The sequence below is a fragment of the Bacillus sp. 205(2023) genome (genome assembly GCF_037027485.1).
Lineage (GTDB): Bacteria > Bacillota > Bacilli > Bacillales > Bacillaceae > Bacillus > Bacillus halotolerans.
Genome location: NZ_JAXCHF010000003.1, coordinates 65172 through 84410, shown reverse-complemented (window position 1 = coordinate 84410; position 19239 = coordinate 65172). Strand labels below are relative to the sequence as shown.

At 43.8% G+C, this 19239-nt stretch carries 22 protein-coding genes and 2 riboswitches; of the genes, 13 read left to right on the top strand and 9 right to left on the bottom strand.

Annotated elements, in window-relative coordinates; translation table 11 throughout:
• Positions 1–9: 9 nt before the first annotated feature.
• Genes WA325_RS10725 through WA325_RS10710 form a run of 4 tightly spaced genes read right to left on the bottom strand, consistent with a single transcriptional unit; the run spans position 10 to position 3580 of the window.
• Positions 10–774 carry a CbiQ family ECF transporter T component gene (locus tag WA325_RS10725; protein ID WP_336183602.1) on the bottom strand — a complete coding sequence of 255 codons (765 nt, stop codon included), beginning with the start codon at positions 772–774 and terminating at the stop codon, positions 10–12.
• Complete coding sequence (locus WA325_RS10720; RefSeq protein ID WP_336183601.1) at positions 749–2392, bottom strand: ABC transporter ATP-binding protein; 1644 nt, start codon at positions 2390–2392, stop codon at positions 749–751. Before WA325_RS10720 ends, WA325_RS10725 begins: the two co-directional genes overlap by 26 nt.
• On the bottom strand, positions 2379–2978 hold the full coding sequence (locus WA325_RS10715) for an ECF transporter S component (protein ID WP_105990690.1): 600 nt from the start codon (positions 2976–2978) through the stop codon (positions 2379–2381). Before WA325_RS10715 ends, WA325_RS10720 begins: the two co-directional genes overlap by 14 nt.
• Complete coding sequence (locus WA325_RS10710) at positions 2975–3580, bottom strand: YkoF family thiamine/hydroxymethylpyrimidine-binding protein (protein ID WP_105990691.1); 606 nt, start codon at positions 3578–3580, stop codon at positions 2975–2977. Before WA325_RS10710 ends, WA325_RS10715 begins: the two co-directional genes overlap by 4 nt.
• Positions 3581–3676: 96 nt before the next feature.
• Positions 3677–3788: riboswitch (TPP riboswitch) on the bottom strand.
• A gap of 101 nt (positions 3789–3889) precedes the next feature.
• Between WA325_RS10710 and ykoG the strand changes: the two genes are divergently transcribed.
• From ykoG to mgtE, 7 genes are all read left to right on the top strand, one after another.
• The gene (gene ykoG, locus WA325_RS10705; protein WP_024121132.1) at positions 3890–4576 is read left to right on the top strand and encodes a two-component system response regulator YkoG; all 687 of its coding nucleotides are present in this window, start codon (positions 3890–3892) and stop codon (positions 4574–4576) included.
• Positions 4577–4579: 3 nt separating this feature from the next.
• Complete coding sequence (locus tag WA325_RS10700; protein WP_202853854.1) at positions 4580–5944, top strand: sensor histidine kinase; 1365 nt, start codon at positions 4580–4582, stop codon at positions 5942–5944.
• Positions 5941–6621, top strand: coding sequence for a PepSY domain-containing protein (locus WA325_RS10695; protein WP_105955508.1), 681 nt, complete (start codon positions 5941–5943; stop codon positions 6619–6621). The genes WA325_RS10700 and WA325_RS10695 overlap by 4 nt, the downstream gene beginning before the upstream one ends.
• A gap of 92 nt (positions 6622–6713) precedes the next feature.
• A complete protein-coding gene (locus WA325_RS10690) occupies positions 6714–7226 on the top strand; it encodes a PepSY domain-containing protein (RefSeq protein ID WP_105955509.1) in 513 nt (170 codons plus the stop codon).
• 76 nt (positions 7227–7302) lie between these two features.
• Positions 7303–7440: a transcriptional regulator SplA domain-containing protein gene (locus WA325_RS10685; RefSeq protein ID WP_003218541.1), complete on the top strand. Its 138-nt coding sequence runs from the start codon at positions 7303–7305 to the stop codon at positions 7438–7440.
• Between the two features lie 108 nt (positions 7441–7548).
• Positions 7549–7715: riboswitch (M-box (ykoK) riboswitch) on the top strand.
• Positions 7716–7810: 95 nt separating this feature from the next.
• Entirely contained in the window at positions 7811–7933 is a 123-nt protein-coding gene (locus tag WA325_RS10680; RefSeq protein WP_010330178.1) for a hypothetical protein, read from the top strand.
• A 17-nt stretch (positions 7934–7950) separates the two neighbouring features.
• Complete coding sequence (gene mgtE / locus WA325_RS10675) at positions 7951–9306, top strand: magnesium transporter (RefSeq protein WP_336183600.1); 1356 nt, start codon at positions 7951–7953, stop codon at positions 9304–9306.
• Between the two features lie 43 nt (positions 9307–9349).
• On the opposite strand, the gene tnrA is transcribed toward mgtE, so the two are convergent.
• Positions 9350–9682: a MerR family transcriptional regulator TnrA gene (gene tnrA, locus WA325_RS10670; protein WP_003239028.1), complete on the bottom strand. Its 333-nt coding sequence runs from the start codon at positions 9680–9682 to the stop codon at positions 9350–9352.
• Positions 9683–9875: 193 nt separating this feature from the next.
• Between tnrA and WA325_RS10665 the strand changes: the two genes are divergently transcribed.
• The 3 genes from WA325_RS10665 to WA325_RS10655 all read left to right on the top strand — a co-directional run bounded on the left by WA325_RS10665 (position 9876) and on the right by WA325_RS10655 (position 10903).
• A complete protein-coding gene (locus WA325_RS10665) occupies positions 9876–10031 on the top strand; it encodes a hypothetical protein (RefSeq protein WP_010333974.1) in 156 nt (51 codons plus the stop codon).
• Between the two features lie 87 nt (positions 10032–10118).
• Positions 10119–10301, top strand: a complete 183-nt coding sequence (locus WA325_RS10660; protein ID WP_024121137.1) for a hypothetical protein — start codon at positions 10119–10121, stop codon at positions 10299–10301.
• 137 nt (positions 10302–10438) lie between these two features.
• Positions 10439–10903, top strand: a complete 465-nt coding sequence (locus WA325_RS10655; RefSeq protein WP_081638289.1) for a MarR family winged helix-turn-helix transcriptional regulator — start codon at positions 10439–10441, stop codon at positions 10901–10903.
• A gap of 18 nt (positions 10904–10921) precedes the next feature.
• Here WA325_RS10655 and WA325_RS10650 read toward each other — a convergent pair whose 3' ends face one another.
• Positions 10922–12043, bottom strand: coding sequence for an MGDG synthase family glycosyltransferase (locus WA325_RS10650; protein ID WP_326050183.1), 1122 nt, complete (start codon positions 12041–12043; stop codon positions 10922–10924).
• A gap of 92 nt (positions 12044–12135) precedes the next feature.
• Here WA325_RS10650 and WA325_RS10645 point away from each other — a divergent pair, with 92 nt between their 5' ends.
• On the top strand, positions 12136–12687 hold the full coding sequence (locus WA325_RS10645) for a YkoP family protein (protein ID WP_105955512.1): 552 nt from the start codon (positions 12136–12138) through the stop codon (positions 12685–12687).
• A 22-nt stretch (positions 12688–12709) separates the two neighbouring features.
• Here WA325_RS10645 and WA325_RS10640 read toward each other — a convergent pair whose 3' ends face one another.
• Positions 12710–13483, bottom strand: coding sequence for a metallophosphoesterase (locus WA325_RS10640; protein WP_373422520.1), 774 nt, complete (start codon positions 13481–13483; stop codon positions 12710–12712).
• A gap of 238 nt (positions 13484–13721) precedes the next feature.
• On the opposite strand from WA325_RS10640, the gene WA325_RS10635 reads away from it, so the two are divergent.
• Positions 13722–15413 carry a DUF6044 family protein gene (locus WA325_RS10635; protein WP_024121141.1) on the top strand — a complete coding sequence of 564 codons (1692 nt, stop codon included), beginning with the start codon at positions 13722–13724 and terminating at the stop codon, positions 15411–15413.
• Between the two features lie 12 nt (positions 15414–15425).
• On the top strand, positions 15426–16439 hold the full coding sequence (locus WA325_RS10630; RefSeq protein WP_326050179.1) for a glycosyltransferase family 2 protein: 1014 nt from the start codon (positions 15426–15428) through the stop codon (positions 16437–16439).
• A gap of 27 nt (positions 16440–16466) precedes the next feature.
• Here the strand turns inward: WA325_RS10630 and WA325_RS10625 are convergent, their stop codons facing one another.
• Positions 16467–18302, bottom strand: coding sequence for a DNA ligase D (locus WA325_RS10625; RefSeq protein WP_326050177.1), 1836 nt, complete (start codon positions 18300–18302; stop codon positions 16467–16469).
• A gap of 3 nt (positions 18303–18305) precedes the next feature.
• Positions 18306–19190: a non-homologous end joining protein Ku gene (ku, locus tag WA325_RS10620; protein WP_024121144.1), complete on the bottom strand. Its 885-nt coding sequence runs from the start codon at positions 19188–19190 to the stop codon at positions 18306–18308.
• Positions 19191–19239: the final 49 nt, after the last annotated feature.

The following is a 19239-nucleotide window of genomic DNA, read 5'->3' as shown; positions in this document are numbered from 1 at the left end:
CGGCTTTTTTTATGAGGTAAAACATAAAGACAAAAGACAAGATCCTGCGAATAACAAGAGAATGAGGAAAAAGAACAGCCAGTCGCGCGGGCTGACGGTAAGCGACCGGTAATACGTCCGGTTTCGGCTGCCTGTAAATCCTTTTGATTCCATCGCAAGAGCTGTTCGTTCCGCTTTTCTGATTGCGCTTGCTAATAGCGGGATGGTATAGCGCTTTAACGCGCTGATTTTTTCTTTTAAGCCATTTTCCGCCGCTCCGCCTCGGATTTTATGTGCCTGCTGGATCAGCTGGACCTCCTCTTTTAACAGAGGGAGAAAACGAAATCCGGCAATGACGCCGTATGCAAGCTTCGGGGACAGCTTGCACTGCTGCACAAGACTCAGCATAAATAAAATCGGATCGGTTGTAAAAACAAACATCATTGATAAGGCAGAAAAGCACAAAATCCGAAACCCGAGCGAGATGCCGACAGCCACATTTTCACTGTTGATCGAAAAAGGGCCGGCTTGAAACAGAAAATTATCTGCGGTCGTGGGAATCTTGCCGAAAACAGCGGCTGTCCATACGCAGCCGAATGCTAAAATCAAAAACGGAATCGTGAACAAAAGCCATTTTTTCAGCGGTATTCTGGCCGCAAACAGGACACCCGCAACAATCATGATATAAAAGCACGCCGGTGTGTAAGGATTGTAAATAAACGACAGCATGACGACACAGCAAAAAACCGCCGCTGCTTTTACTGCCGGGTTAATGAGATGTAACGGCTGCTTCATCACGCACCTCCTGCTGGTATGTCATCCATTCATATCGAAGGGGGAGGGTGAGCTTTGCTTTTTGGACGAGCTCGGCTTCCCTGGAAAATAATTGTTCCGGTGTTCCGTCAAAGGCCAAATGTGCGCCGTGAAGCACAAGCACGCTGTCGGCATATGAAGATACAAGCTCCATATCGTGTGTGATCATGAGGACAGCGGTGCCTTCTGTCTGGATATGCTGAATCATCTCCATGCATTCAGCGGCTGTTTTGGCGTCTTGGCCAAAGGTCGGTTCGTCTAAAAGCAAAACCTTTACATCGTGCATCAGCATGGTGGCGACACTCAGCCGCCGTTTTTGCCCTTGGCTGATCGCAAACGGATGGTGGTCCGTCAAATGTGCAAGGCTGAAACGCTGCAGCAGATTCTGCGCTTTTTTCTCGGTTTCGGCATTTGCCGCATGGCCGAACAGCAGCTCATCATATACTGTGTCAGTCACAAACTGGTGCTCTGGATTTTGGAAAACCAATCCCATTTGTTTGCGAAGCTCTTTTTCTTTGTAAGACTCCAGCGGCTTATCATGCAGAAGAATCTTGCCGCTTTTCGGTTTGAGCAAACGGGCGAGAACAGACAACAGCGTAGATTTTCCTGTGCCGTTTGGCCCGACAAGTGCCGTCAAAGAGCCTGCACGCAATGAAAAACTGATGTCTTTGAAAATGGTCTGCTGTCCTCTTGAAAACGATAAGTTCTGGACCTGCACTGCGTGTTTAGCAGAAAGAACCGCCGCTTCTTCAGCAGGCCCAGCAGGGAAGGGTTCCTTGAACAGCGTTTCTTTTGACAATGTAAACGGTATGCTCACCTTTTCTTGTAAGCCACAAATTTTCGGCACAGCGATTCCCATTGTTCTTAACATGTTTGAGTGATGCTGAAACATATCCTTAGTCGGACCGTCTAAGGCTTTCTTGCCTGCTCCATCCAGTACGATTGTTCTTTCAACCCAAGGCGCCCACTCATCAAGCTGATGTTCGATCACGAGAAGGCCGAAGCCTTTTTTCTGCTGAAGCTCTTTGATCATTTGAACGAATTCCCGTGCTGAATAAGGGTCTAAAAGGGAAGTCGGTTCATCCAGAATAATGAGCTCAGGCTCCATTGCCAAAATACAGGCGAGCGCGACTTTTTGCTTCAGTCCCCCTGACAGAGTAGAAATTGTTTTTTCCTTTACATGACTGATATGTAATTTTTCCAGAACTGCATCAATTTTTTTCGCCATTTCTTCTTGGGGGACTTGCAGATTTTCCAATCCAAAGGCGATTTCATCCTCCACTGTCAGCATACAAAACTGCTGCTCAGGGTCCTGAAAGACGACTCCGACATGCTGAGCGATTGTTTCAGAGGTTTCAGCGTCAGTGATCGGTTTTTGAAATAAGAATACATGCCCAGACAGCATCCCGTCGCAAGCTTCAGGGTAAAGCCCGTTTAAACAGAGGGCAAGCGAGCTTTTTCCACATCCGCTCGGTCCTAACAATAAAGCGCACTCTCCTTTTTGGAGCTCAAACGTTATATCCTGAAAAATCGGTTTCTCGTTTTCATCATATGAAAAGCTAAGGCGGTCAACCGAAAGCAACTTGTTATAGGCTTGCATGATTTGATACCCGTTTCCGTTTCTTTTTCAGTTCCTTTCCGAGTGCCATTCCGTTTAAGACACCCGTATATGCGAGAGAATCGCTGACAGCTTTTCCGAGAAGGCCGGCCAGGACCGCACCTGAAACGAGACGGATCAGAAGCATAATGAGCAGATAGCCTGGTGAGTACGCCGCATAACCGGAAACAAAGAAATCATAAATAAAGCTGGACACCGAAGATCCCATACCCGCCAGAAGCAGCACAGGAAGGGAATATGCTTTCCAGCGTGTCGCAAGAAATACAGCTTCTGCTCCGAGACCTTGAACAATGCCGATAACGATAACCATCGGGCCTGAAGGATTTCCCAGCAAACATTCAACGAGAGCTGCGATGATTTCTGAAACAAGGGCCGCGCCCGGTTTACGAATGATGTACGCGGCAATCACCGACACGATAAACCAAATGCCGTAAATCGGTTCATAAGCGATAGGCCCGAACATCCCTGCAAGTACGTTTCCGAAATGGGTGAATACTAAATAAACAATGCCAAAAACAATACTGATAACAGACATGATGACAATTTCTTTTACTTTCCAGCTTTTCATTTTATCCCTGCTTTCTGTTTTCTTGATGGACTGTTTGCCGAGAAGTTCACGGTCATGGTGACATGGGCTGTTTGCTGATTTGCCATGCGGAAAGCGGCTTCCAGTGTCCGGAACACGTCGTGTGCATCTCCGTCTACCTCACTTGCGTAATGAACACCCTGTACAAAGGTGCCGTCAGCCTTAGCGATTTCAACAGCTTTCAAGATAATGTCCATATAATTCGGCTCATTCATCGGATAAAGTGCAAATTGGCATGGAGCCTCTGCTTTCAGGTCGTGAACAGATTCTTCATTGACTCGCTTTTCATCTGCTGTCAGATATGTATCTCCTTGTGTATCGCCCGGGCAGCCGATGGAAAATGTCCCGTTCATGACAATGTGCTTTTCGCTATTTGCTGCATACAGGTAGATGGCTTTAGCGGCGTCGAATACATGAGCGATCGATCCGCGAAAAACTGTACTGATATGATCTGTCTTTGTCCAAACCTTTGACGTATCCGTTTTTTTCAGCGCAGACTTGATCACACTGATAAAATCATCTGTCATCGGGTATAAAGAGAACCGAAATCCGGCGATTCTGCTTGTACCGCATAAGTTGTCCATTTCTCTGACCTCCTGTTTTTTTGGTAAAATAAAAAACTGCATATCCTTAGGGAATATGCAGTCATAGATCGAGTAAGCGCACGAAAAAATACACCTTTCGGTCAACCTGCACTTCCCCACGCTGGTATTATCCAGATCGGGTCATAAGGGATCAAAGCGCGTTTTTGCGCGCTTTATCTCAGCCATAACAGCACCCCTAGTGCTTTCCGTATACAATTTTTTATTTTGACATCATAATAGATGATAAGAATCATTTTGTAAACAATGAAATCATTTTTTTCATATAGGAACATGAGAGGATGATCGGAATTGGAAAAAGGGCACATATTAATTGTGGAAGATGAAGAAAAAATCGCGAGGGTCCTTCAGCTTGAATTGGAATATGAAGGATACAGCGTCACCATCAAACATAATGGCTCTGAAGGACTTAACGCGGCCACGGAAGGTTCGTATTCCCTATTGCTGCTCGATGTCATGCTGCCAGGGTTGAGCGGGCTTGAAGTGCTGCGCCGGCTGAGGAAAACGGATCAAGAGACACCGGTTATTTTATTAACAGCCCGCGACAGCGTTCCAGATAAGGTAACGGGGCTTGACATCGGTGCGAATGACTATGTCACCAAGCCGTTTGAAATTGAAGAATTGCTTGCCAGAATCAGAGCGGCACTCCGCCAAACCGGAAGCAAAACAGAGGATATCGGCACATTTTTGACATATGACGATTTGCAGGTGAACGAGAAAACACGTGAAGTCAGACGGGGAGACAAAGAGGTTGAATTAACGCCCCGGGAATTTGATTTGCTCGTCTATATGCTGAAGCATCCGCAGCAAGTGCTGACGAGGGAGCAAATTCTCAGCTCTGTATGGGGGTTTGATTACATCGGAGATACAAATGTCGTCGACGTGTACATAAGATATATCAGAAAAAAATTGGACTATCCTTACGAAAAACAGCTGATTCATACCGTGCGCGGGGTCGGCTATACCATTAAGGGGTAAATGATGAAGCTGAAGACAAAGATTCATCTTTATACATCCATTTGGCTGTTGATTTTATTAGTGTTGGTTCATACTGCGGTCTATCTCATTTTTTCATCGGCACTCACCTCAAAGGATGCGGCCCGTCTTGCCGATGAAACGGACAATATCGCCGAAGCTCTTCATACCGCCGAAACACAAGGAGTGGCTTTGCAGGATATGCTGCAGGCCTATCTTCCGGCAAATGGAATGGTGCGGGTAGTGAGTGCGGATCGGAAAGCCGTCATGACCATCACAAAGGAAAAAGCATATAAAGACTTCCCTCTTTCTTTTCACAGCGGGGAAACGACAGACGTGACAAAGCATGAAGGCAAACTGTTTGCAGCAGCAGCTGTCCCGGTCATTTGGACAGACGGACAAGTCGTATCTCTTCAGCTCGTGGAAAGGCTGGAGCATACAGAAGAGAGTCTTCTTCTGCTAAGAATCATCTTAATTGCGGCCAGCGCGGCGGTCTGTATCGCTTCCTTCTTTGCCGGCAGCTTACTCGCCCGCCATATCATCAATCCAATCAGACAATTGGTGACAACGATGAAAGACATACAGAGAGAAAAAGCATTCAAAACAATTTCTCTGGAAGGACAGTCGCATGACGAACTGTATCAAATGGGGCTGACCTTTAATGAGATGGCGAGCATGCTGAAAGAGCACTACGACAAACAGCAGCAATTTGTCCAAGACGCTTCACACGAGCTGAAAACCCCGCTCACCATTATTGAAAGCTACAGCAATCTGATGAAACGCTGGGGGGCAAAAAAGCCTGAAGTGCTTGAGGAATCCATTGAAGCGATTCATTCAGAAGCGGTCCATATGAAAAAACTGACCAATCAGCTGCTTACGCTGGCCAAGACCCATAAAGAATTGGAGCTTGATCTGATAACGGTTGACCTGATCGAAGTGTCGCGCGCCGTCATACACACACTCCAGCCGGTTTATAAACGCGACATCTTTCTCGAGACGGACAAGGAGAATTTGCTTGTAACGGCAGATGAAGAACGCATAAAGCAGCTGCTGACGATTTTGCTTGATAATGCCATAAAGTATAGTGACAAGGCCATTGTGATTTACGCAGGAACCAATAACAGACGTCCGTTTTTGTCCGTAAGGGATGAAGGAATCGGCATACCTGAAGAGCATATCCCGCGCCTGTTTGAACGTTTTTACCGGGCGGATGAGGCGCGTAACCGCAAAACAGGCGGAACGGGTTTAGGTCTATCCATTGCCAAACATATTGCCGATGAGCATGGTATTGACCTGTCTGTAAAAAGCAAACCGGGACAGGGAACAAATGTCACGATGCAATTTAAAGAACGGAATGGGGGAGCGCTATGACAAAACGAATGAAAACAGGAGCTGCTGCGGCGGCAGCCGTTTTAGCCATTGTCATCTGCGCGGTTCTTATCATTCAGCAAACCCGTGAGGACGTGCTGTCAAAGGAGGCAGTCATAAAAAAAGTAGAAACCTCCTATGAAGGCGACATCACAAAAGTGACGCAATCCAATGATAAAAAAACGTATGATATGACTCTGGAAAATCCAAAAGGAATTTATTTTCTAAAAGCTGATGCTAAATCGGGCGACATATTGTCAATGAACAGAGTGAAAAAGACGAACACATCTGACATGACAGAAAAAGAAGCTGAGCAGCTCGCTCTGGTGCGGGTGCCGGGCACCGTCAAAAAACACACGCGAAAACACGGAGTTGCGTCGTATACCATTCAAAAAAATAATGGGGAAATATACGAAGTGAAGGTAGATATGAAGACAAAAGCGGTGGTGTCCGCTGATAAAATCAGCAGCAAAGACAAACAAAAGACAACAATTTCCGAAAAAGAGGCAAAAGCCATTGCAGAGCGTGAGGCTGGAGGAAAAGCGGATGACGCCGATTTGGAAGAAAGCGAAGGCACTCTCCTGTTTGAAGTAGATGTTGATCTCCCGAATGACAAGGAAGCTACGGTGAAAATAAACGCCTATACCGGCAAAGTTTCTAATATTATCTATGAAGACTAATGGTTTTCTCATCAAATTCTCATCTTTCTCTCGTGTTCCTTTCATGTTGAGTGTGTAAACTGAACTCATAACGAACAAGGGAGGCATCACATATGCTGAAGAAAAGATGGATGATTGGCTTATTAGCAGGGTGTTTAGCGGCCGGAGGGTTCAGCTACAATGCGTTTGCGAAAGAAAATAATGAACAAACACAGCCTGTTTCTGAAACTGGCGGACTTACTGAACAAGAAGCGGAGTCCATTGCCAAAACAGTTGTTGACGGAACAGTGGATGACATCGACAGAGACATCTATAACGGCAAAGAAGCTTATGAAGTTGAAATCGAAAAAGACGGTGAAGATTATGATGTTTATGTGGATATCAAGACCAAACAAGCGCTCAATGACCCGTTAAAAGAGAAAAAAGAACAAGTTGTTTTGACAAAAGAAGAAGCAGAACAGATTGCTCTAAAGCAAACAGCTGGAACCGTCACAGAAAGCAAGCTGGATGAAGACGACGGTGCTTATATCTACGAAATTGAGGTTCAAACGAAACAAGGGACTGAAGCAGAATTTGACATCTCTGCAAAGGACGGACGTATTATGAAACAGGAATTAGACGACTAACCCCGCACCCGCGGGGTTTTTTTCATGATAACGAGCCGCTTTTTGGACAATCTAATAAGAAAAGGAGGCGAAGCGCTTGGAAAAGAAAGAAGAACAATACATCAATCAGGCTGAGTATGTTCCACATCCGACGAAGGAAGGGGAATACGCCTTATTTCTTCATGAAACCTATCATTTGCTTTCAGAAGATGATGAGACGCAAACAACAGAATAAGGGCTAAGGCCCTTATTTTATTTCATCAGATGAGGTGTAAACGCATAAATAACTTTTTTAAGTTGACATAGCTTGTTTTTTTCTGTAATCTCAGTGTGTCAATTCAATTACGAACTTCGTTAGGTGAGGCTCCTGTATGGAGATACGCTGCTGCCCAAAAATGTCCAAAGACGCCAATGGGTCAACAGAAATCATCGACATAAGGTGATTTTTAATGCAGCTGGATGATTGCTCCTATGCCATACAGTGCTAAAGCTCTACGATTGAAGGCGCCCGCACGCTTTTTTTGCCGTGCTTCTTTCACCTTCAATCCAGAAGGCTTTTTTTATGCCTAGAAAACGAAATGTTGAACAAAAAGGAGGTGCGGAGTATGGATTCTCCCCATTCGAGTCAATCTGAAGAAGTACCCATATACTATGACAGCAAGACAATTGATTACACGATGAGGAGACGATCTGCCGCACCTTCTGGCGAGGCCGGCACGTCTCCGTAGAGGAGGTACGAGTCCCGATGGTTCAAAACATGACCTATGACGAACTCATTTTACGCATCATTATCTTATTGCGAGACGGAAAAATCAGGGATTTCAGAAGTGTTATTGATGAGCTTCAGCCCTATGATATGGCGTTTATTTTTAAAGAAATGCCGGAAAAACACCGCGCCCGCTATTTATCTTATTTAACTGTTGATGATATTACTGATATGATCGGCGAACTGGAACGGCAATTTCAGCTAGCCGTCTTAAATAAAGTCGGAAAAACAAAAGCAACACTAGCCATGAACAAAATGGACAACGATGACCTCGCTCAATTGCTTGAAGAAATGGATGAAGAACTGAAGGAGCAGCTTTTATCCAGCATGGAAGCCTCAGAGTCAAAAGCTGTTCAGCTCCTTATGAATTACCCGGCTGATTCAGCGGGGCGCATGATGACCAACCGTTATGTGTGGATTCCTCAGCATTACACGGTAAAAGACGCGGTCGTCAAACTAAAAAGTTTCGCGGAAATCGCAGAGTCTATCAACTACTTATATGTCATAAATGACAGTAAGCAGCTTGTCGGCGTTCTGTCATATCGCGATTTGATTCTCGGGGAACCGGAAGAAAAGGTACAAGACTTGATGTTTACCCGTGTCATTGCAGCAGACGCGCTTCAAGATCAGGAAGAAGTGGCGCGGCTGATTGAACGTTACGATTTCTTAGCGATTCCGATCGTGGAAGAAAACAATGTGCTTGTCGGGATCGTGACGGTCGATGATATCATCGACGTCGTTATTCGGGAAGCCGATGAGGACTACGAAAAATTCGCCGCATCAGGTAAAGCCATTACCTTCGATACAAAAGCATATGTTGCAGCATACCGCCGCCTTCCATGGCTGATCCTGCTTTTGTTCATCGGGCTGATTTCAGGCAGCATCATGAGCTATTTTGAAGATACGCTGAAGCAGGTCGTGGCGCTGGCATTCTTTATGCCGATGGTGTCAGGGATGACAGGGAATACAGGAACACAGTCTCTCGCGGTTGTCATCAGAGGTTTATCTAAAGAAGAAATGAATAAAACAACGATTGTGAAACTGATTTTTCGGGAGCTCAGAACGAGTATTTATATCGGTGCCGTCTGTTCTGTCTTAATTACGGTGATCGCCATTTTATGGCAGGGAAATGTGCTTTTAGGATTTGTTGTCGGCTCTTCACTGCTGCTGACCTTAATTATCGGCACGATGTCCGGAACAATTATCCCTATTATTCTGCATAGACTGAATGTAGACCCGGCCATTGCTTCAGGCCCGCTTATTACGACGTTAAATGATATTTTGTCATTATTAATTTACTTTGGTATTGCGACTGCATTCATTCACTCATTATAAACGATAAAAGTCCGTCTCAGATTGCGAGGCGGACTTTTATCGTTTAACGGTTTTTGTACCTAAAGTGAGCATTAAGCTGCCCCTCCAGCATTTTTTTTCTGACTTGCGGATCGTTTTTTACCATTTGTTCTTTTTTGCGCATATCTTTTAAAATTTCAGCTGTCTGCACGCCGTCTTCGCGTTTGTTGGCAATATCCATCAGCCGCTCGACGTCGGCAAAAGAATATTTTCTCGTTCCCCTTGAAGAACGCTGCGGATAAATCAGCTTACGCTCCTCATAATACCTGATCTGTCTTACGGACAACCCTGTCAATTCACTGACAATCCCGATTGAAATCACTTTTTTGTCTTTATAAGAATGATCTTCTGTGGTCATTTTTCCACCCCTGGATGTCTTTTGATAATAGTATATAAAAAACATAGAGAAAAAACCTGACGCTTGTTATATTTTCTAACATGAAATAGCAGATTTTTGAAAAAATACGGCAGAAAAATTAACAAGAATGATGCGTAACCTATAAGCGCGTTTTATCCTTTATGTAACGATTAAATGAGGAGGAAGGATAATCATGGAGGAAGAAAAAGCGGTCTCACTGGCAAAGGAAATAATCGAGTTGGATATGAAACGGGATGAAATGCTTGAAACGTTTATGCAGCTTGCCGGAGAACATGCTTTTCAGCTTTTAAGATCAGTTCAAAACGGACTTTACCGAAAATCTTCGTAAACATAAATTCTTTACATTAGATTCACACCACATTCATTTAAAAAGAGTACCTTATTTAGAGGATACCTTAAAATGAAGGAGGACGCTATGAGTAATTTATTGAAAACTGCATTAGAAAAAGAACGTAGCCATTATTCAGAAAAACTCTTTCAAATCGGAGTTTATAATAAAGAAGTAATGAACAAAATGACACTTTCTGAACTGCGGAAGGAATACGCATATTTCTTTCGCAGCATCCCATATCACCAAAAAAATCCTTATACAAAATAAAGAGTATAAGGATTTTTTTGTTTCCTGAAAAGGAATTTCTCAAATTATAGCGAATAAAAATAATAAGGGCATTAAACTCTTATTATATGTAAGGGTTTTCATTATTTTTTTATAAAAATTCTATATACGGGGTAGATATGATGAGATTATCGTTTAACGAAGAAGAAGTTGAGCGTGCGATGAATTTGTACAGAGTTTTTGCAAGGGCTTTCAAAAGTGTGTCTGAACACAGCATCCGTGACAGCAAAGAGCACGGCTTTAATCCCACAGAATTTGCCGTACTGGAACTTTTGTATACGAGAGGCCCGCAAAAATTACAGCAAATTGGGTCGCGGCTTCTGCTTGTAAGCGGAAACGTCACATATGTCATTGACAAGCTAGAAAGAAACGGGTTTTTAGTCAGGGAGCAGGACCCGAAAGATAAACGCTCCGTTTACGCGCATCTCACGGATAAAGGGAATGAGTATTTGGATAAAATTTATCCAATCCATGCGCTCCGTATAGCGAGAGCGTTTTCAGGCCTTTCGTCTGATGAGCAGGACCAGCTGATCCTCCTGCTGAAGAAAGCAGGTATTCACAGCCAGCATTTACTGTTTCGTTAGTCATTCCACACTCTCTTTTCAGGAGGGTGTTTTTTTATGTTCACATTCATCTAATATCCTTTTTAAAACCTCTCCAATCTCCCGGTCGCACATTTGGCCAAGATACTCCCTGACTTGCTTCTCTGCTGCTGCCCGTTCATTCGATTGAAAAAATGCGGAAATGCGTTCCTCTGCCCGCTTCATATCCCAGTTTCTTATATCTGTGACAAGCTGCCGTTCTTTTAACAGGTTCACATTCATTTCCTCCTGTCCCGGCAGCGCATGATAGATAAATACCGGAAGCCTTTTCTTTAAGCATTCACTGATGGTTACGCCTCCTGGCTTTGTCATGACGCCTGAGGCTTGTGCGTACAGACTGTTCATTTCTGCTTTGCTGTGAAGGTAAGGGATCGCTTCGATAAAAGGATGTTGTAAACTTTTGACATATCGGTAGAGCTTTTCGTTTCTGCCGCATAATATTTTGTATAAGATGTTTCCGCCTGGCGACAGCTCCTGGACCAGCTTAAAAATACCTCCGACTCCCATACTGCCGCCTGTGATCATGACGGTATAAGGCGGACGATGCTGACAGGTGTCTGCGGTTCCTGCTTCATAAGCCCGGTGAACGGGAATGCCGGTTAAAAATATTTTTTCTGGGTTGATTCCTTCGGTCATGAGCTGCTTCTTGATATCCATGATCGGGACAAAGTGGTAGTCAATGTTCTTCCGCCCCCATACCTGATTCACAAAAAAATCCGTGTATACATTTACAATGCTCATGTTTGGATATTCCGGTTTCAGCCGGTTTAGCAGGTAAGAAGGCAGGGCGTGTGTGCAGAAGGCGATATCAGGCTGTTTTTCTTTGAGAATCTGTCTCATGCTTTGCATAAACAGCCATTCATACATGGCATAGCGTTTGACATTTTTACACTCTCCGCAAGCGAGAAGTTTGTATATTCCGCTGTACGTTTTCGGGAAATATTGAATCCATTTTAAATAAGCTGAGGAGGACAGTTGTTCTAAACGTTTATACGTATGTGAAAAGATATCAATTTTTTCTGAATGCAGCCCTTTAGATTCCAGATCAGCCTTCAGGGCATCAGCAACATGATGATGCCCGGTGGAAATGCTTAAAAAAGGAAAAATAAGAATGTTTGTCATGTCTGTCCTCCTTAAAAATATGGCAACTATATTTTGGGGAGAATCATCACAAAATATAAGGGTGTTTTTTTGATGATAAGGAAGGTGAAGAGATGAAAACCTGTTTCCTTTCCATTTGGAGAGTGATTGACCCGATTTATTTCTTTTTTTCGAGGCTGACTTTGATTGAAGATGAGCGAAAATGCGTCTTTCGAGTCAGACTGACGAAATACAAAGGGCATCATGTCGTGCTGAGTGACGGAACGCATATAAGAAAAAACGATGTGCTCGTTAAAATCCACCTGCACAACATCAAGCTGATCAGGGAACTGCAAAGCATTGAAAGCGCGGTCAGAAAAGGAATCATTATTTATCAAAAAGTATATCAATCCATGCCGATGCTGCTGGAGTATATCAACAATCATAAAAAAAGCGAAAAAATCAAAGGGATCATTGGCATTACAATGCTTGATAAAGGGGTAGAAAGGCTCGGCTTTGACGTGGTAACCCCGGTCAATCCTTTTTACAGATCCTTTAAAAAGATCACCCATATGCCGATTTTATATTTAACGTCAAAGCCAGTGAGCTTGCGAAATCTGCCGAATTCATCCTATTTGTTTATCTCGAAAGAAAAGCTTCATCACACCTATCAAAAAAAAGACTGATGCCATGGTCAGCACAGTCTTTTTAAATTTGATGGAAAGTCACTTCCGGGCGGCTTCCTACACGGATATTAACGCCAGTTTGTCCTAAACCCTCACTGATATAAAATGGTTTATCGTGGTGATAATGAAGGCCTTTAATCATATTCATGCGTACAAGCTTGCCCATTTTCACCAAATGATACGGCTTTGGCCAGTGGATTTGCCCTCCGTGAAAATGGCCTGATAACAGGTAGTCAAAATGAATATCCTGCATCTCTAAAATAATATTCGGATCATGTGTCAGTACAAGGTGATAGCCATTCTGAAGACCTTTATAAGAGTTTGTGATTTTACTGCGATTCGTGCTGTAATCGTCAATTCCGATAATATTAACTGGCCCTGCCTCAGTATTGATGTGAACATGTTCATTTTGCAGCGTAATGCAGCCGTTTTCCTCCAGCACTCGCTTTAATCTTTGAAAGTCCTTTTCTTTTAATACATAATCATGATTGCCAAACACCGCGTACATGCCATACGCAGGCTTCAGTTGTTGCAGTGCCTGCAAGTAGCCGGCAAGCTTTGGAATATTTCGTTTCCGGTCAAGAAAATCTCCGGTAAGCGCAATGAGGTCTACAGGTTGATTATTTGTTAAACGATACAGCTCATCAGGCGATACAGAAATGTTTTCTAAATGAAGATCCGATAAATGAAGGATATTCAGTTTTTTTCTTGCTGGAAGGCCGTCTTGCTGATCAATTGAAATCGTGTTGACCTTCACATCTTTTGTGTTGCGGTTTGCTTTATATATAAATGGCATAACAGCCAGTATGACCAATGAAAGTAAGATGAACACATGTATCCCCTCCCTTCTACCAGTATAGTAAGTGATCCAGCCTTATGAATAGCGGGAATTAATGGGTTGAAGACCAGTTTGAAAAATGCAGAAAGGATTGTCATTTGATGAATGTTTTAGAAGGGAAAAGGGATAATAAATTTTGACAGCTGAGGCAGATCATGCCCGATAGAAGTCAGAATAACAGATGGATGTGTTAGGGATGTTACGATTAAGACAACACAAAAAAGAAACATATTATCTTTTGATGGCTTTATTTCTCCTTTTGCTGTATGTATCTCCGCTTTTTATTTTGAAGGAAGACGCCCATATTCGCGTACACGATAATTTGGATTCTAATATCGCTTGGTACAAGGTGCTGGCCGACAGCGGAGAAATTATCGGCAAAGTTGATGCGGCCATTCCGCAAATCATTAACGGACTGCCACGGGATGCGTTTGGCACTGAGTGGAGCGGAATTGTTTGGCTGCACGCGTTGTTTTCTTCTATGACCGCCTATGCGGTAAGCCAGACCATTACGAGAGTTGTCGCTTTCTTCGGAATGTATGTGCTGCTGAAGAAACATGTGATTCCGGAGCAGAAAGCGGCATTGATCCGGATTGGCGTATCGCTCGCATTTGCCTTAACGCCTTTTTGGCCTTCTGGAATGCTGAGCACGCTTGGATACCCTTTGGCGCTGTGGGCTTTTTTGAATATCCGAAAAGGGGATATCTCATGGAGAGAATGGCTGACGCTCGGTTTGCTGCCGTTGTATTCAAGTTTTGTATTAGGCTTCTTCTTTTTCTTGGCTGGGATGGCATGCTTCTGGCTGTATGATGTCATCACAAAAAGAAAATGGAATTTCATTTTCTTAGGCAGCATTGCTTTTATGACAAGTATTTATCTATTTGTCGAGTACCGGCTTGTCTATTCGATGTTGATTTCACACGCGCCGATGCACCGGATTGAATTTATTTCATCAAGGCATGATGTTTGGCACTCTCTGCGTTTGTCCGTCAAAAACTTTGTCTACGGACACAACCATGTCATGACAGTTCATACCGTTGTGATTCTTCCAATCTTATTACTCGTATTTTTTGCTGTGCTGTTCAAACGAAATCGGACAAGGGAAGAAAACGTTTATCTTTTTCTCTGCGTGCTGAATTATGCGCTGTCACTGTGGTATGCGTTTTGGTTCAACAAAATATGGGCTGTTCCAAAGCAGAAATTTGCATTTTTAGCCGAATTTAATTTTGCCCGTTTTCATTTTTTGCGCCCGCTGGTGATCTACATGAGTTTTGCGCTCGCTTTGTACCTCATCTGGCGGATGGGGAAAAAGTGGCGATGGCTTGTGTATGCGGCAGTTACTGCGCAGCTGATGGTCCTTGCGCCTTTTAATGAGGAGTATACGTATGGCGTTCACTACAACGCGCCGACGTTTCGTGAATTTTACGCATCTGACCAATTTAAAGAGATTAAGGAGTATATCGGGCGCCCGCAAGATTCGTACAGGGTGGCGAGTATCGGTCTGCATCCGTCTATTGCCCAATACAACGGTTTTTACACCTTAGATACATATAACAACCTGTACCCGCTCTCATATAAATATGAATTTAGAAAAATCATTGAAAAAGAGCTAGAAAAAAACGCCCAATTGAAACGATACTTTGATGAATGGGGGAGCCGCTGCTATCTGTTCGTCGATGAGCTTGGCAAACGATATGACTTTAAAAAGAATTCGAAGAAAACAATCAATCATCTTGAATTAAATACAGATGTGTTTCAACAAATGGGCGGACAATATATTTTTTCTTCGGTTCCCATTATGAACGCTGACCAAAACCACCTGGCGCTCGTGAAAACATTTGACCATAAAGATTCCGCCTGGCGCATTTATTTATACGAAACAAAATAAGGAGGATATCGATTGAAACAGCCACAGCCAGTGTTAACCATCGTCGTTCCGTGTTTCAATGAAGAGGAAGTATTTAAAGAGACAAGCCGTCAGCTGACGGAGGTTGTAAACAGCTTAATGGAAGAAAAAATGATATCAGAAGACAGTAAAATTTTATTTGTTGATGACGGCAGCAAAGACCGCACCTGGTCTTTGATTGCCATGGAAAGTGTGAAAAACAAGAAGGTAACCGGTTTAAAATTAGCCTGCAATGTCGGTCATCAAAAAGCGCTTTTAGCAGGTCTGCATAAAGCAAAGCAAAAATCAGACTGCGTGATTTCAATTGATGCCGACCTGCAGGATGATATCTCTGTTATCAAGGATTTTATGCTGAAATATCACGATGGTTTTGAAATCGTGTACGGCGTGCGCCGCAGCCGGAAAACCGATACCTTTTTTAAGCGCACGACCGCTATAGGGTTTTACCGGTTCATGAATAAGCTTGGGATTAAGTTAATTTACAATCATGCCGATTTTCGCTTAATGAATAAAAGGGCGCTTGAAGAACTCGCGCGCTATCCGGAAGCCAATTTGTTTTTAAGGGGAATCGTTCCTATGATCGGCTTCAGGTCAGCCGAAGTCTTGTATGACCGCAAAGAACGTTTTGCCGGAAAAACGAAATATCCGCTGAAAAAAATGCTTTCATTCGCATTTAACGGAATTACATCCTTCAGTGTGGCCCCGATTCGCTTTTTTACGCTTTTGGGTTTTCTATTATTTTTGGTAAGCGCCATGGCGGGGATTGGCGCAGTCATTCAAAAAATGCTCGGCCACACAAACGCGGGCTGGGCGTCTCTCATCATCTCCATTTGGTTTCTGGGCGGATTGCAGCTCATGGGAATCGGGATTATCGGTGAATATATCGGAACGATTTTCTCTGAAGTGAAAAGACGGCCGAAGTATGCGGTTGATATCGATTTGTATAATGAACCCTTGAGCCCGCTGCAGCGCCAGGAAAGTGAGCGTTTGGAGAAAAAATACAGTTGAAACAACAAAAAGAGCTGACCGGATAAGTCAGCTCTTTTTCTTCAGCTGATTCAAAATAGCGGCAAGAGGTTCATCCTGCGGATTGCGGTAAAATTCATAAAACGGGCATCCGTGTTTCTTGACCCGGTCAACGACGGTATCGATTGTATACATCGCCGGTGTCAAAGATGGCTGCACCTCGTGCCAATACAGCGGCGCCGCTACGGTGCCAAGCTCGTTTCCCCTGGTGGAATAGGGGCAGATAATCGTTTTTCCTTCAGCATGCTGCAAATAATCGAGATACAATTTTCCATGCCTGTTTTTGATCAGGCGTTCGGTAGTAAATAGGTCCGGAAATGCATTGGTACAATATTCGGCAATCAGCTGTGTAAATTGGCGTGTGTCCTCGTACGTAAATGCTTCTGGTGACAAGGGAATGTAAAGCTGAATCCCCTTGTTGCCGGAAAGCTTCGGATACGATGTGATGCCGAAGGATTCAAAGAGCCGTTTGAGTTCATTTGCTGCCTGAACAGCCATCAGAAAGTCATCTCGGGACGGGGGATCTAAATCAATGACAATCTCTGCCGGCCTTCTGCTTGTAATCGTTTGAAAAGGAACATGAAACTCTAAAGCGAGCTGATTGGCAAGCCACAATAAGGTGGACAGGTCCTTACAGACAATATGTTCATGGCTACCGTCAAAAAAGGATTGGACAAAGTCCGGTGTGTAATCCGGCTTATTTTTTTGGAAAAAGGATTCGCCCCTTGATCCGTGCGGATAGCGAATAACCGTGACAGCACGGTCTTTGAGAAACGGGAACAGGTAGTCGCTGATTTCAATCATATACTGGATGAAATCTTCTTTTGTTTTTTTATGCTTTTCAAATATGATTTTATCCAGGCTTGTAAACTGCAGTTTTGGATGAACCGGCTTTGAGCGGCGCACAAGCTGTGCAAAGGTGCAGTCGGTCCAGTCCATTTGAAATTGAAATTTGACAAACGAAACCTCTCTTAGCGTGCCTTGTAAAATCGTTAAGTACAGGACAGTAGCGCAGATCGATGGTTCGAGCGTATATTCACCTGATGCTGTTTTATGTCCGTGCTGTTCCATAATCGCGCGTATTGCATTTTTTTCTTCCTCGCTCATCCCATGTGATACAGAGGCGACAGGCGTCATTACACCGTTTTTTAACACAGAAACCGTCAGAAATCCATTGTGAGGATTAAATCCTGTGATACAAACATCGGCATGTTTAAAGTTTTTATATTTCAGCCAATCAGATGACCGTTTTTTTTCGAGCCATTTGCTGTTGATTTTTTTCGCTACAATTCCCTCTCCGTCATACTTTATTACCTTCTCCCAAATCGGATCGAAGTGCTGGTAGGAGGGGATATACTGAATGGTTTCCTTTGCATAAGGATTTGGCTCAGCCGGAAGATTTGCAGCAGATATCAGCTCATGCAGCGATGTTTTTCGGTCAATATAGGAATAAGTCGATACATCTTCTCCGCTTTGTTCCAAAAGGTCAAATGCGAGAAAGCAGCAAGGCCGAGAGTTTGCGGATTCCTGTATCTTGTCCGGCCTTTTCAAACGTCCCCGCACTTGAATATGTTCAAAATCTGAACGGAATGGATTCGCCAAAAACACGATTTCTCCGTCAAGTGTTAACGGAAGTTCCTTTTTTATATGCTGAAAAGCAGTTTCGGCAAAGTTAGCAATTTCAGGGAAGGTGCTGTTAAGCTCTAAGCCATTTCTGCTCGTTAATGTCACGCCTGACGGATGAATGCGGAGAATACAGCGAAACCCGTCATATTTTACTTCGTAACGCCATTCCGCTCCTTTTGGAGGTGACGCAGTAAGAACGGGCTGCATGGTAAACGCCATTGGTTATGATGTGCCGGAGACTTTTTTTCTAGTGGTTTTCTGCTTTTTTTCTCCGGCTCCTTTCGGTTCTCCGCCTTCGGCTGGTGCTGCCGCTGGTTTTTCCCGATTCGGCCTTTTGGTTCGATCGATGCTGGCTTGAAGTGCGCTGACCAGGTCGATCACATCCTCACGAGGAGGCGCTTTGTCAGGAGTGACGGCTGTTTCTTTATTTTCCAGCTTATCATTAACTCTTTGCAGTAAGGCTTTTCGATACGTGTCCTCATATTGTTCCGGCTGAAATTCAGTTGTCAGCTCATCTATCAGTGTAATGGCGGTTTGCAATTCTTTATCATTTACATTTGATTGATCAGGCACTCCGGGTACGTGGGCAGCACTACGGACCTCATCGGGATAATGGATGGATTCCATTACGATGCAATTTTCATATACGCGGAGAATGGCAAGCTGCTGTTTCGACCTGATCGTCATATTGGCGATCCCGATCTTTCCGGTGGATCGAAGCGCCTCGCGAAGAAGAGTATAGGCTTTCGTGCCGTTATCTCCGGGTCCGACAAAGTAGGAGCGGTTAAAATATATCGGGTCAATTTCCTGCAGCTGAACAAAATCGACAATTTCAACCGCTTTCTCTTCATGCTCCTGCTTTAAGCTTTTTAAATCTTCATCAGTCAGCACGACATATTTTCCTTTTACGTATTCATAGCCCTTCACAATTTCGTCAGGGCTGAGCGTTTTTTCGCAGTTGGTGCACATTTTTTCATATTTAATTGGCGCATGATCTTCTTTATGAAGGCTTCTCAGTTTGATGTCTTTGTCTTCTGTGGCGGCATAAAGCTTGATGGGGATATTCACCAAACCAAAGCTGATGGATCCCTTCCACATTGTATGCATATCGATGAACCCCTTTTTTTCATTATTGTGGAGATGAGAGGGGTGATTC